Raw genomic sequence first — 14,346 nt, 5'->3', positions numbered from 1 at the left:
GGTTTAGTTTGTTATAGCAAGCGCTACACAGGTCGTTTGCCCAGTTTAAATGTATAAGACAAGACTGCCAGCTGGAAGTTGAGGAATAGCGTCTTAAATTCATCATGATATAAGCATGCGCGGGAATCCCGCTCCTTTTTTGAAAGCTAAGGTCAGTGTCGGCCGCAATGGCAGTGGATACCAGAATTTTCAAATCGTACTGTTCGACGGGTCTGACTTCTTTCAATCTAGGCCGCCGAAAGTATTTCTTATATAGGAGCACGTTTATCATTTGATGTTAGTACAAACACGTTTTCGCTGTCGGCAGATGGAGGTGCATAATTATAAAAGGATGATGCCTATAAAGAAGAGACTAATATTATAATATCGGCTATTATGACTAAGGAAATTTCTTGAAATTATTGCGTTATGGTTGAATTATTATTCTAGAGGCCCTGTATTTTTGCCGACATTACTAATTTTTATTATCTGCGGCAGTGTATAGAAGCCTCATACTTTACGGACGCGCGCTCTGCAGTTAAAGTCGCTAGATTGGCAGGGGGACCTGGGAAGCACCTCCAAAGTGCAGAATGTACTACGAACGACCCGTGTTCGACATAGTCGATACCTGGGAGATAAGAGAACGGGAGGTACTTAAACCCGTCCTGAGCGTAGCTGAAGAAGATTACTGCTATTTCGTGCAGAACACGGTTGCCTCCGCGCAGCGCTCCTGGGTTGATTTAGTCGCCAATCTTTTTAACTCTCCAGATTCTGACATTGATGACGCGCTGAATCGCTTTGCAGACGCGCCCTGCTTGCATGGGCCGACACTCGAGCCGATGAACCTGATACTCAAAGGTTCTCCGATGTATGTTTATTGCTCGTTCGAAGAGATGAGAAGTTGTGCAACCAAACGATTCTATGAGGGCATTTCGAATCGCGGCGTGGTGATTTGCACAGTTCCACCCTATGCTGAGGGGGTAACGAGAGATGATATGAGTGTCTGGCAAAATCAGGCCTGTGTGAATACCTGCAGCGGGAAGAACGATTTGGATGCATACATCGCATTCTTGCCAACCAGTTCGCTTCAGGAGTCGAGCTATTGGCACACGAAGAATGGTATCTATAGTTTCTTGGCACCGTCGCAAACGGATGCCTTTTGCTGCGAAATACTTTGTGTGGGGCGGGCTCTTTTTGAAGATAGGAGCCGTAAAGAGAAACTCAGAAATTGTTTGTTGAAGCTTCTCAATTACCGTCTCAAGCTGTTATTTTGATGGCAAATGAGTTTACTGGCCCAATATCTGGGGCTGAAAGGGAGTGAAGTTAAAAGGTCCGAATATATCTAATGGCGCTTACGCTTGGTCGGCTTTTTGCCCGCGGATTCACTATAAATAAATTGTAATGTCAGATTTTCAATCTGCGTATTATGATCTGTACGCTGGGTGTTTATTTTATTGTATGTCTTTTGCATATGGATTTTTGTATTGCGTATAACGTTATGTAATCATAATGAGATGAGCAACGGCCCATAAACAAGACGCTTTTATGCTGATGCAATGACAGTTTCTCTTAGAGGAAGATGTAATGAGCTCCGTATATGTAAAGTAATAATAGAATCTTTTTAAAACGTGAATGACTGCCGTGATGCTTTTGTGTGAAGATACATTGTGCGGTGGTTTTTTTGGATCACGCGTTTTTCTCCCTCCAGGTGAAGTGGACCAACAAAATATTAAGCTCCTGAACGATCATTGAGGAGTCTCGAGCCAACGTGCATGAATAGTCTCCCCCAAAGTTTGGGAAAAAGGCTCAGGAAAAAGATCAGTACGAAGGCTATCCAGAAATGAATGTTGGCGAACCCAGCAAGAAAAGATTTTTTCGTCAGAAGCCAGTAACTCGAATTGCCCAGCACGAATAAAGTGCTTGGAAAACTTACGCCGGCGGTTGCGGTGAAAAGGCGCAACAGATCGTGCGAGCTTTGCGAATTATCCATAACGTCAACAGCGGCCCGCGCAGCTAACGGCACAAGATTGGCCGCCGCAATAAGGCCTGAATAGGCATCGGTTGGAAACGTAGAGAGGCATATCAGGCCAGCCATCGTCAGGATTGCTACTAGTATGCCTGCTTTGCCTCCCCGAGGATTGCGGTCTTTATCGTCGGCAATATGGCCGACCCACCGGAGAACCCTCAGGGCATCTTCATGGTCTTGTTTGTGGTAACCGATCTGAATACGGAGACGGTTACTCACCTCAAAGGTGTCGAGCCAGGAATAGATGATGGTGCTGGAATTCCTCAATCTTGTGTATTCAGAAGTGAAATCGGAACTCTGAGCTGTAGAAATCCTTTTCATCCGCAAGAAAGAGTATTTTAATAAATCCCGGATGTTCTTCCTGTTCTGCATCAGCATTTGCCACAGAATGCATAGTGACGCCTTCCATGCTACATCTTTGGCGGTGTGAAATGTGGTTCCCTCATGTTGGGGCATAGCAATGGCGAATAAGCCAAAAATTAAAACTGGCAATCCTCCGAGGAAGACTTCGCAAGCCAGGTGAGCGGCGAGCCTCGTGTCCGCCCAAGGATAATCAAAAATCGCAAGCACCATAAGCTGTGTTTGCAGAGTAATAGGCCCAGAGCGCAAGACGGCAACTTCCGCTCCAAGTGAGGCAGATACTATGTCGGGCAGGACAACCGCCAACTGCATTATGACCAACCAAAGCCAGAACAGACCCCTCTCCGAAAGGGGTAGGTGGCATTTTAGTTGCCACCTCATTTCTTGCGTTTGAATGGATTGCGCGCTGCGACGCAGGTACTTTTTAACTTCTTTGGGCAGGCTGGGGAGTTCAAGAATAACTCGAAAGGCGTCGTCTCTTTCCTTGCGCGCTTGAGTGGCCCAAGCGTTTCGCGTGGATAGGGGCATGCGCATGAGGATATCCGTCAAGCTGTTCTCCGAACTGGCGAATGGACGATAAGATTTGTCGGCAATATCTTCATCAGGAATGACGGCCGGTTCCGGTGCTGCTCTTAAAGCAAACGCATCTACATGGTCATGGGCCGCTGGCTGGTGCGTTGAACAAAAGACCTGCTGCATATGATGTGATACCATGCCTTCATCTTCTGGCAGTGGAGTGACGGAATGGCCTCGAATGCAGTCTGCTTCTTGGCCGACATCGGTTTCCTCAGTGATGTAAGAGTAAGGTCCTCCCAAGAAGGGTGAAGGGAGGATTTTTCTGACATGGAGGGAGTGAAGCCAGCTGCTTTTGAGCTTTCTTTCTATCGCCTCAACCGGAGTGTTCTGGTTCTCCATTGATAACTTGGCACAGCTTGAGGCATCCAGGGAATGCAAAAGCTCCTTTATTAATTGTGCTCGGATCCACCGAATAAAAATGCACCGCGTGGGTCTCGGTCCTGTTTTGGCCTATAAGTCAAAGCAGCGGCGTCGACTAGACGATAGTCAGTTGTTTTTTTAAAGGAAAACGAGTTTTCTATTCGAAAAGAAAATGTGCCGTTCGCCTAATAATGATGCCAATGACTTAATCTGTACGACGGATCGTGTAATATTATAGAGCCAAGTGCGATTCAATGAATTTCAATTGTTGGTATTTCAGCGAATTTGTATTTTTCCATTTGGAATGGTATAACAGCACGTTCATAACGTTAAAGGAAAGGGGAGGCATATACGCGGAATATTTAACTGTATCAATGAAATTGAAATATTCAATCTGGCACGCAGAACCCACATCAACAGTTTAACTCGACTCTCGGAAAGCCAGCTATCATTCGAAAATCTGTCGCTTCCTCTAGCGCCGCTGTGATTGTAGGGCGAAATGACAAACTGCGCGACGTTGCCTGAATGACTGGCTGTATGGCATGGGACGCGTTCTTGAAAGAGAGTCGCTAAGATAAACCTCTCCAACCCAACCGAAACATGGTTGCTTCCGTGTTTCGAACACAGCAGTTTCACCTCATTGGGAGACTTGTTGAGAGATTTTCAAATTTGTCGGCAGGTTCGATTGCTGACTATTGATTTACACGAAAGTGTGAAAAACAAGTCCTTATCGTGGCAGTTGGTATGATGTTCAGGAGCAACGCAATTCAAAAGTGGACCCAGGCTGTTTCACGGGTCCCATCGCGGTGCCCAAATATCTGAGTAGCATCAAAGCTCTGGTGACGGTCAAATGAATTCGTCGGTGTTCTGGGAACAAGCGTTTGAAAATGTTGATATGCTCCTTCCCACTTTGACAAGTGCGGCACGAGCGAAATAGTAACCTAATCTTTCATTATTGCGATGTTTGACAATCACTGGGCAGGTGAGTGTTATAATAGAGGGCCATTAGCCTTCGGCCATGCACACCTCACTAATGTCTTACAATCAAAATATGATACCCTCAGGGGATGATCGCCCCGTTTTTCCGACAATTGATTTGTTCGCAAACACCTCCCTGGAAGAACTTCAGCAGAGCCTATGCGCGGCGGTCGCAAATTATAGGGATTTCCTCACTCGAAAGATTCTCCCCTTCCAGCAATCGTGGGTTGTCCGAGTCCTTTCCGAATCCGGCCTAGACGAAGAGACTCTGCGCGCAATCAAAAGCTGTGTCTTCACGCCGTGTTGCAGCATTCCTGGCGCCGTCCAGCCAGATAGAATTTGCCAACATGACTCACCAATCTACATCTACACCTCCCTGAATTTATTATCGCAATACGTCGAAGGAAAAACCCTATTGCGGTGCTATCGCAAATTTGTGCTGGCTTCATCACTCCCACCATACCGAACGGATATTCCAGCAGAGGAGCTCAAGAACGTACTCAACAGTATCTTGCCAGGCGCCTATAGCATGCCGCATGCCGTAAGCTGCTTCGTGGCCATTTTGCCCAGTAAGAAATTCACGATCAGCATGTCCAAAATCACCACCCGTGGTGGCGCGGAGGAGCATTTTGTCGTTTTCAGTAGAGAAGAGAACGACATAATCCCATACGACATCGTCGCAGTGGGGAAGACGCTGTTCTCCCAGTCGGACGAGGAATTTGGTTTGCCAAATCTCAGCTTCGATGAACTACAGAACCTTATCAGCACTTAATCTGTTTTCTATTCATGGATAGAAAACAACCCTAGTGTATGGGATCAATATAACCATGCTAGTGCCACTGTGTATCTCCCGATGAGACATGTAATGATATGGATGCATGTTTCATGCAAGGATAAGAATGCGATAAAAATAATTTGATAAAAATAAGTCCGTGATGCTTTTCTGAAACATCTTTGAGGAAGTATTATTTATTGAACAGATTTTACACAAATTGAAAATTCATCCTGGTGAAACAGCGTATTTTTTTGACAGAATCGTAATGATTCGTGAGACAATGTGGGCCATCGTTTTCGGGCATCGAAAGCTGGCTTCGTCACGAGCCAAGCGAAGGCACAAGCCTCAATTTTGCGATGAGCCAGGGAGGCACGCTACGTGTCTGTCAGCAATTATAGGACTATGGTGGATGCTTTTTGACAATGTGGCGATAAGGATCACCTCGATAAGCTCGAAACCTGCTTTATGTCATTCACATGTCAATTATCGAAAAAACGGCCCTACGCTCATCCAATAGTTAAGTAACGGGTCCTGTTTGTAGTTTAACAGACAGAAATTCTGTTTCCAAAAGGTATTTCAACAGTAGAAATCCGTAAAATTACCATGATCACCTTCCCTGCACATGCGTTTTTCAGCTATAAAGCAAGATTCAATCTCTGGGGCTCCAAAGAGCTCCGGATGCTTACACCCCGCATAAAGCTTAATGATGGTATATCAGCGTCCTGTTTTCACGGTGATTAGCCTGCTGCGGATCCGGAACCGCGAAGAGGCCAAGCTCGTGCTGATCGGAGCAGTCGTGGTTTATCGCAATTTTGTGGAACAAACCTTGGCTGATGCCCAAAAAAATTGGGTCAAGTCACTCGTACTCTACGACGATCCGGGTGATGCTGTGACCGGAATCCTGACATGGTTCAGCAGGTATGCATGCTTGCACGGACCGAGGTTGGGGCCGTTGGACACAATCGCCGTGAATGATAATCCGCTCTACATTTACTGTCCTCGCAGGAAGCTTGAGGAATATGCAAAAGAACGTATTGTGTCTTTTCATTCAGAGATCGGCTCGGTCGTGTGCTCCATGTCACCCTTCGATGCAGGCGTGACGCGTGAGAAGGTCCGCTATGGGCATAACCTGATATCCCCAGGGTCTTGCCTCCTTCCGGATGCTTTGGAAGCCTATGTCGCCTTTCTCCCGAGCAAGTCGTTTCTGAAATTGCCATATAGCGTTTATGAGGTTCACAATGATCGTTATGTTCATAAGTTCTTTGCGCTGCTCCCAGGATCCCGCTTTCATTTTGAAGTCGTAGCGGTTGGTTTGGCCTATCCCGCTGCTAAAAAAAGGCCTTCTGGTCTTGGAATTCTGCGTTGTTGCTTCACCGGAAAGACAAACACCTGCCTGTAAGAAACTAAGCGTTGGAATGAAGCCAGAAGGTCCGCATCGCCGTTTACCGGTTTATTGTGAAATATCTTTTAAGTTATGATAATCTGCTGTTGCACATCGGCAGCAGATCGTGGGCTATTGCCAGTATGTACTACGTTCTGTTTTCAAGCACTGTAGCATCTTTCTAAGCGAAATAAATTATCTCGTTTGTTTGTGTTTTTGAAACAAATATTCATACAGAACAGTGCGATATGTCGTAAAATAGTAAACATGCTGTTCAAAGTTCTTATCCCCAGGCAATTGCCTCGGATACCTATAGTTTTAAAAGAATACAATACATATAACGACATATACGTTTTGATGCCACACAAAGTCAATGAATAGCGGGAAATAGTCGTAAGCGAAAGTTATCTTGTGTGTGACGAACTGTGTAATTGGATGCAGGGTCTATTTAAAGCCTTTTGAGCGGATGAGGTGAAGACCATTTCTGCAAATAGATATGATGGTTCCACCACGTCCAGGCTTCGCTCCGCTTACTCTTGAATCTATTAATGACAGAATGGAAATGCATCTATTTTTGACCAGTGCATGCATCCTATATCATATCTATATCCGCGATAATCTCCTGATTTATCAGGAGATTTGGACGAAATACTGGCGGGGACGATTGGCAGAGAGCGCGCTAAAAAACGAAATTTCCGCGTTATTTCTTCGTCTCCCATTTCCTCGTCCGCCGACGCTTCAGTCCATCGCAGAGCAGGAGGTGATCTGTAAAGACGCGGCGCCAATCTATGTTTATTGTTCCCGGGAAGCTATGCTGAGTCATGTGCAGTCTAAGGATCTTTGCCAATTCGGAAGGGCGAACCTTCTCGCATGCACGTTAGCTCCTTACCGAACCGGAGTTACAATCGAAATGGTGCGATGTTTGTTCAAGCGTTTACACGATGGAAATCGCGTCGAAGCTGGAACCGGCGAAGAAGACTTGAGTCATTTTGTGGCCTTCCTTCCCACCACGGCTTTCCGGCGAGGGCCGCGGTTTTACCTGGGTGGCGAAAGTGTCCAATTCTTTCTACGAGAAGGAGGGTTGGAACTCCCTTGCCACATCATCGCGTTCGGTAGAGCGTTGTTCAGCGAAATACTAGCTGATGGCTCGTCCTGGGACTGGAAAAGCGTCGGGGAGAGTTCTCGTTTGAATCATGTTCGGGCCAGTGTCGAATTGTCACGCAACGTTCCAACGGCGGAGACAACTGATAATTGGGCCGAAGCGGCTTTAGGAGCCGACGCCGTGTACCCCGTGCGGCCTCCAAATCTGACCCCGACGCAAGATCATCCTTGCAAACCCTTGCTTTCGGGAAATCGAGTGCCGAATGAACGTCATAGACCTTGGAAGCGCTTCTTCAAGAAGCTCCGATCTGTTTCAAAGCATTTCTACTTTAATCGCTGAATCTGTATTAATTTGCTGTCTGGTTGTGCTTTCGCTTAAATAATTATCTATGTTCGAGTGCGGTCCTTGTGATGTTGTTGAAACAAATGTTTTATTGGCTGATATGGCCACCAATAAAAATTTTAAAATAGCGATCATGCTATATTGATAGAACATGGTTGTTTGCTACAGGTAATCAGATAGGTATTTAACAGGTATTATTTGTCGAACACAAACCCGATAATTTCGCAGTTCAATTATTGAATATCGAGAATCCGAGCGACTAAGTTTGAAGTGATTTCCCGAAATTATCGCATTTTTGAAAAAATCGTAAAGACAAATGGACGTGGCCAAGGGTCACCGAGTGCGGCGTGCCGCAAAAATAGAAATCTGGTCTCCAATTATGCCACTGCAATTTTCATTCGGCACCCTGCTAGGGGAAATTATCAATCGAGTACCCCATAGTTGGTGATCAATCCCATTGACTTTTTCATCTTGGCAGATGGTGACTCTGTTCAATCATTATTTTAGCTTGTTTGATTTTCTATGAAAGGCCCTCGGAATAATTATTTCCATAAGGTTCTAGTCGTTAAAGCTGTAGACAAAACTTAGGTCATCAGGGTTTTGATTTTCCCAGAGGCCTTCATTTTAATTAACTAAAATCCGTACTGTCTCAATACAAAAGGAAAATGATTAAATCAATAAAAACACTGAGGAGTAAAGGTTTTATTCATCATAATATTTAAAATTACACGGGAACAGACATAAAGAAAACATCAAGAGTTAATCAAACAGAGCACGCGACCCGCGCAACCTATATCTCCTCCGATTTCGTTTAACGCGTGGCTTCTTTCATACACAGCACCTCAATCTTTGGGACAAAAGCGTTGTTAGGACGCTCGATAGCCTGTCGAACAAGTTCAGCTATGTGCTCGGGCTGGATCTTACCATCATCCTCAATCTCATCAGTCCAAGCACTCATTTTTGTCGCCACATAGCCTGGGCATATTTCCATTGTTCTAACGCCGGACTCCCACCCAACATGCTGGGCTGTTTTCGTGAGACCTGAGAGGGCGTGTTTTGTCATGTTGTAACCAACGAACGAGTTCAGAACCCGCTGGCCTGACATGGAGTTGATATTGACGATCCGGCCAGATCCACTTTTCGCGAGCTGAGGCAGGCACAGCATGATCATCCTCAGCGGAGCCCCAGCGTTGATCTTCCACTGTCTCTCAAGCTGCTCATAGTCAATTCCCTCCGCAAGCGCTACCCGTGTTCCATCCCCAGCATTGTTAACAAGGCCATCTATCCTCCCAAATTTTATCATGGCCGTCGATACCCACTCCTCCATCGTTTGGAGGTCCTCAGCTTCAAAACGTGCGAAGTGAAGAGATTCATTCTGAAACCCAAAAGTGGCTTCCAGTTTTTCCACGCTACGCGCTCCTAAGCTCAAACGAAAACCACGCCGCATCAGGTTGTCGACGATGGCCTTGCCTATGCCTCCAGATGCACCAGTGACCAGAAACACCCCGCTGTCTCTAGTGTGGACGTTCCAAGATGAACCATCGAATTTGAAGTGGAGAACACACGCGTTACATCTTTGCATCGCGGTCAGCTCAACCCCGAGCAGTGTAGCAACTACTGAGAGTACACCGCCATGAGAAACGAAAAGAATATTCGACCGGCGGGCATGAGTCAGTGCTCCCGCCTCTCGAGCGGAAAAGAGTTCAGTTTTTTCACAATCAGGGTAATTTTCAACAAACATTTTCCGTGGACCGAGACCACCCTCATGCATGCCAAAGTGGCGCTCGCCACCAATGAGAATTATTGTAAATCTGGCGCGAAATAACAGAGATTTAACACGTCTAAAGTTATCTTCGAAATGTAGAAAATTACATATTCATTATAATGGACAACATACATCTCGAATAAAAAGATAGAATACGCGTGAACACATTGATATATCGAAATTAATAAACATATTGTTTCAATTACGAGACTTTTATTTTGACGTTTCTATATTAAGATCCAAGTGTGGACTTAGATGAGAAACTTCACGATCGATTCCTTGATTTCGCCATTCCCAGATAGCCATTTCATCTTCAGGTCGATCTGAGATTACCCAGTCCGCAATTGTTGCCGAATTTCCTGGTGTTCCTTTTCTCCAACGTATGTGTTTCCGCTCGTCTGTCTCATGACGTCGGGCCCTGCCTGTTTTAATGTCGATGGAGAACTCACCCCGCTCGCCGGAATCCAGGAGGGCTGCGAAGTCATAGCATCTAGTGACCGCAGCAAACTTCAGGTGAGGGCGTTTAGCTCTAATCATCGTATCCTCCTTGAGGTAATACGCGAGTCTCACTGCGGCTTGATCTGAATCGAAAGCCAACAAGACATCTTTATCGACAACTTGGCCCAGCAAATTTCTGGTCACCCCGGAGAAAACAACATGTGCCGCCACGATCCTCATGTCTTGCATTAGCATGGAATCAAACCAGGCTTTGCCTGCCAAATACAAATCATCGACTGTGGGTTCAGTAACTTGACGCAGACGGGCCAGTCGGCACAGTTCTTCAGGAAAAAGAGCGGGCATCAGGGAGATTGATTTCCTCCAAGCAGATGCGGGCTGGGCATTTAAAACTGCATCAACGAAGGCACCGCCGTGTGGGTATTCAAATGTATAGAAAAGTACAACAACTCTTTGATGGTATTCCGGCCGGTGGCTAAGCCAAGCCACAATCACGTGAGCATCGTAGTTCCTACCGTCTAGGAAAATGGTGGCATCTGGATTAGCCAAAAATACCTTGCTGAATATTTCAGTTAACAAAGGAATATGATCAATGGTTTCAAGATACTTGTCTTGTATTATCCCATTTGATACCTCTCGGATAATAACAGGTACATCCTTGATTTTTGACGAGTGAATTTCATTGAAAAGCTTATCTCCCAACTTTTCAGACACTCGCCAAGTGTTAAGATCATGAGAAACGATAGCTACATTATCTGAAGTTAAACAGACGTCCAACTCGCTCAGATTGCGTCCTCCTTGCCCGAGCGCGGCCAACAATGAGCTCGCGGTGCATTCTTGAATTCGTTTCCCTAAATTGAACATTCCTCTGTGCTCAATGACCTGTAAGGGCAGGTCTTCCTCGAGCCGTTCTAGAAGCCTTGGGACAGAATGGCGTGCGAGAACCTCGGGGGGAGTAACGTTTTCTGGTAGATCCCAATGGAGTGTCCAAGCCGGCCAAACGGTTCCTTCCACCTTGAGTGGCTTACGTTGACAAAGGACCTGCGCAAAAAAAACGGGAGGTTACGAAACGACATGGTGAGTAAAATATAAAGTACTCTTACATTCACAGCCATTTGCGAGCTAAAGCGAATTGCCGGGTGCACGGCGGGAATTGCAGCGATTTCGATCTAAAAGTGACAAGCAAAATTTGTCGTGGAGTATATAGATATTGCCAAATGGAGTACTTAAATAATGCACAAATGCTGACAGTTTTAGCTAATATTTTATTGTGGGGCATAACTTAGCTGGAATCACTCCACGGATAATCAGTCATTGTTATTTTCGGCGTCAATTTGTCGGCCACTATCCGATTAGTTGCGCAAATCTTCAAATTTTCGACCTCACATCACACCTTTGTCGGTGTTTTCAGCGAAAGGCAGGTCCCATTTTTGAAAAATCCTCCATCAAGATAAATAGTTTAATAGGGTAAAAGGACGAAATACTTCGGTGTTGAGATTCGACTCAATTAATTTCAAACCAATCCCGTGATTGATGCTATAGAGTCACCCAATATAAGGGGCACTGAAGCGCGTTTAATTATTGACTGTGACTGAAATTTACATTCAAAAATAAGTAACTAGTTCGATATGTATCACAGTCGACCGATATTCAACATTATCGGTAGCTCGAATATACAAGATCGGCGTCAACTTAAACTCGTCCTACGTCACACAGAGATTGCTTATCGCAGCTTTGCACAAGAGGATCTCATACCTGTTCGACGTTCCTGGATGAATTCCATCATTAATACTGATGTTCCCATTGATCCAGCTATAGATGAAGTGGTCAAGCGCTTTTGCGAAGTTGCTTGCTTGCCAGGCCCAGCAGGTATACCCCTGAATATTATACTAAAAGATTCTCTAATGTACGTTTATTGTTCGTTTCAAGAAATGCGAAGGTATGCATGCGAGCGATTTTATGAGGGCTTTTCCGGCAAAGGCGTGGTCATCTCCACCGTTCCACCCTATGCCCAAGGATTAACAAAAGAAACTATGAGGTGGTGGCAGAACGAGGTCTGTCAAATTACAAACAATGAAAAAAATGACTTGGATGCTTATATTGCTTTCCTTCCGAATACTTCGCTTCAGAACACAAGTTTCTCGCACGTGAAGATCGGCGGCGATACCTTCCTGGCGCCATCCCGGGCTGACCCTTTCTGTGTTGAAATAGTCGCGGTCGGCAAAGCTCTCTTTCAGGATAACGGGCTGAAAAAGGCACCCAAGGCGGGGTGGACAATGGCTCTCACCTCCTTGTTGAAGCGCTTGGTCTAATACGCACATCTGTGTGTGAGCGGGAATGAAGCAACAGTGTCCGATCGTAACGAAATGTGTCAAGTCTATGTAATGATAATAAGATGATGTAGCCTGCATGCAGATAATCAGTGTATTTCCAATATGTACTTTAATTACCGATGTCGTATCGTTGTGTGCTTTATGAATAATAAATTATTTACCATAGATGTATCTGATTAATATTTTGGTCTCGAGTCGCAGTATAACTTTTGAGCCGTTCTATCAATCAAAGCAAATTAAAGGTGCAGCCTATGTAAATTGCTAATTTAATTTTGCTTTAGAATCTAATTTACCACTGAATTATAATATAATGCTTATTCTAAGCTGTGAGAAGGATTAACTAAAAATTTTATATATCGATTTTTATTATATCAAGCAGATGTTTCGATCTTGGTGGCGACACAGACGCGCTGAGTATTCTATGAATTTCAAGAATAATTATAAATGAAGCGCAGATTTATTAGACAATAATTGGCGTGGTAAACAGCTAGTTCGGCACATCTGAGAAAGAACGAAAATTTATGGCTTTTTCTAATGCTGCCCCGATTGCTAACAGACGGTGGTCTGAACCCGCTAATCCATCAATTTCCATTCCAACAGGCAAGCGATCAGGTGTAAGGCCAACAGGAAGGCTCAACCCAGGTAGGCCTGCGTTGCTGCTTGGATCCACGTTTCGCACGTAGATCTTGAAAGTGTTCACCATTGAGCCATTGTGGATGACTGAGGAATCCTGACCTATGGCTTTGGCCGCCAAGGGTGCAGTTGGGAAGAGAATTGCATCTAACCGATAGAGTCTGAAGTAGTTGCGATAAGCGGCTTGGAGCCTTGGCCTGAAGGAGTGACGCGCCAGTTCATATTCAGCGTTGGAAATTTGATGTCCCTCAATTTGTGCGTTGACAATGTCCGCTACATCGGGACTACGAATTTCTTTGATAACGTCAGAAAAAGAAACTGTTCCCACAAACTCGTCGAGATACTGTTTTAGAGCGTGTGGAAATTCATAAAGTGCAATTGGCAAGCTGGCCCCGTTGTTCAGATCCTCCAGGTGGGGAATATTGGCTTCAACGAAGGTTACGCCTCTGTTGGCTAGCAAGCGAATCGTCGTTTCAGCTGCCAAGGCCACATCAGCATCAAGGTCACCGTAAAAGTAGGTAGTGGGGAGGCCGATCCGAAGCCCCTTCAGTGGCACGGGCGGAATTCTCGCCGGCCTTCGGGATATCACCTGGTCGAGAATTACAACATCGGCTACGCACTGCGCTATGATTCCGGCGGTGTCTCGGGTCGGACTAACCGGTATTATCCGATCTCCCGGATATCGACCAAGTGTCGGTCGAAATCCTACTACGCCACACAGGGCTGCGGGTAGGCGAACAGATGCACCGGTATCGGTGCCTATGCCGCCCAACATCAATCGGCTTGCCACCGCAGCAGCCACACCACCGCTTGAGCCTCCTGGTATCAGACCTGGATTCCACGGGTTCCGCACCGCCCCGGTGGCATAGTTGTTGCTCGTAATTCCAAACGATAACTCATGCATGTTTCCCGAAGCACCCGGCAGGGCTCCAGCTGAAAAAAGTCTTTCTGCGACGCGGGATGGTATCTTTGGCAAGTGGTTTATCAGTGCCGGCGTAGCAGCGCTGGTAGGAAATATGCCGGTCGCGATGTTCGCCTTAAAACAGAGTGGAATGCCGCAAAGACCTACTCCGGCGTTTCCATGGCGATCAATTTTTTTGGCGCTTCGCCGCAAGCCATCCCAGTCTGTAGCCAGAAGGGCATTCAATGCTTTTGCAGCTTCACAACGCGCGATTAGAGTTTCTACTAGTTCTAAGCATGAGTAGTCTTTCCGTCTTAGGCGTTCTAGGGTTTGTGCTAACGAGGTAATGGGCACCATCTTTCTGGATTGGGGATTTTAA

9 protein-coding genes are annotated in these 14,346 nt (G+C 45.7%); 5 read left to right on the top strand and 4 right to left on the bottom strand.

All coding sequences use genetic code 11. From position 1 onward, the window contains the following. The first annotated feature begins 587 nt into the window (after positions 1-587). Complete coding sequence (locus RRU01S_RS18220; protein WP_233283094.1) at positions 588-1,253, top strand: RolB family protein; 666 nt, start codon at positions 588-590, stop codon at positions 1,251-1,253. 455 nt (positions 1,254-1,708) lie between these two features. On the opposite strand, the gene RRU01S_RS18215 is transcribed toward RRU01S_RS18220, so the two are convergent. Beyond that, positions 1,709-3,280: a hypothetical protein gene (locus RRU01S_RS18215; RefSeq protein WP_045231702.1), complete on the bottom strand. Its 1,572-nt coding sequence runs from the start codon at positions 3,278-3,280 to the stop codon at positions 1,709-1,711. Between the two features lie 1,054 nt (positions 3,281-4,334). On the opposite strand from RRU01S_RS18215, the gene RRU01S_RS18210 reads away from it, so the two are divergent. The 3 genes from RRU01S_RS18210 to RRU01S_RS18200 all read left to right on the top strand — a co-directional run bounded on the left by RRU01S_RS18210 (position 4,335) and on the right by RRU01S_RS18200 (position 7,876). Then, entirely contained in the window at positions 4,335-5,051 is a 717-nt protein-coding gene (locus RRU01S_RS18210; protein ID WP_045231701.1) for a RolB family protein, read from the top strand. Positions 5,052-5,760: 709 nt separating this feature from the next. Then, positions 5,761-6,453: a RolB family protein gene (locus RRU01S_RS18205; RefSeq protein ID WP_010891466.1), complete on the top strand. Its 693-nt coding sequence runs from the start codon at positions 5,761-5,763 to the stop codon at positions 6,451-6,453. Between the two features lie 478 nt (positions 6,454-6,931). Further along, on the top strand, positions 6,932-7,876 hold the full coding sequence (locus RRU01S_RS18200) for a RolB family protein (RefSeq protein WP_065687545.1): 945 nt from the start codon (positions 6,932-6,934) through the stop codon (positions 7,874-7,876). Positions 7,877-8,690: 814 nt separating this feature from the next. Here the strand turns inward: RRU01S_RS18200 and RRU01S_RS18195 are convergent. Continuing rightward, positions 8,691-9,620: an SDR family NAD(P)-dependent oxidoreductase gene (locus RRU01S_RS18195; protein ID WP_233278963.1), complete on the bottom strand. Its 930-nt coding sequence runs from the start codon at positions 9,618-9,620 to the stop codon at positions 8,691-8,693. A 237-nt stretch (positions 9,621-9,857) separates the two neighbouring features. Then, complete coding sequence (locus tag RRU01S_RS18190) at positions 9,858-11,114, bottom strand: glycerophosphodiester phosphodiesterase family protein (protein WP_065687546.1); 1,257 nt, start codon at positions 11,112-11,114, stop codon at positions 9,858-9,860. Positions 11,115-11,728: 614 nt separating this feature from the next. Here RRU01S_RS18190 and RRU01S_RS18185 point away from each other — a divergent pair. After that, a complete protein-coding gene (locus tag RRU01S_RS18185) occupies positions 11,729-12,412 on the top strand; it encodes a RolB family protein (RefSeq protein WP_081880123.1) in 684 nt (227 codons plus the stop codon). Between the two features lie 508 nt (positions 12,413-12,920). Here RRU01S_RS18185 and iaaH read toward each other — a convergent pair. Next, complete coding sequence (iaaH, locus tag RRU01S_RS18180; RefSeq protein WP_045231698.1) at positions 12,921-14,324, bottom strand: indoleacetamide hydrolase; 1,404 nt, start codon at positions 14,322-14,324, stop codon at positions 12,921-12,923. Positions 14,325-14,346: the final 22 nt, after the last annotated feature.

It is taken from the genome of Agrobacterium rubi TR3 = NBRC 13261 (assembly GCF_000739935.1).
Taxonomy (GTDB): Bacteria; Pseudomonadota; Alphaproteobacteria; order Rhizobiales; family Rhizobiaceae; genus Agrobacterium; species Agrobacterium rubi.
Note: the sequence above shows the minus strand (reverse complement) of the source record. Positions and strands in the feature narration are given on the sequence as shown.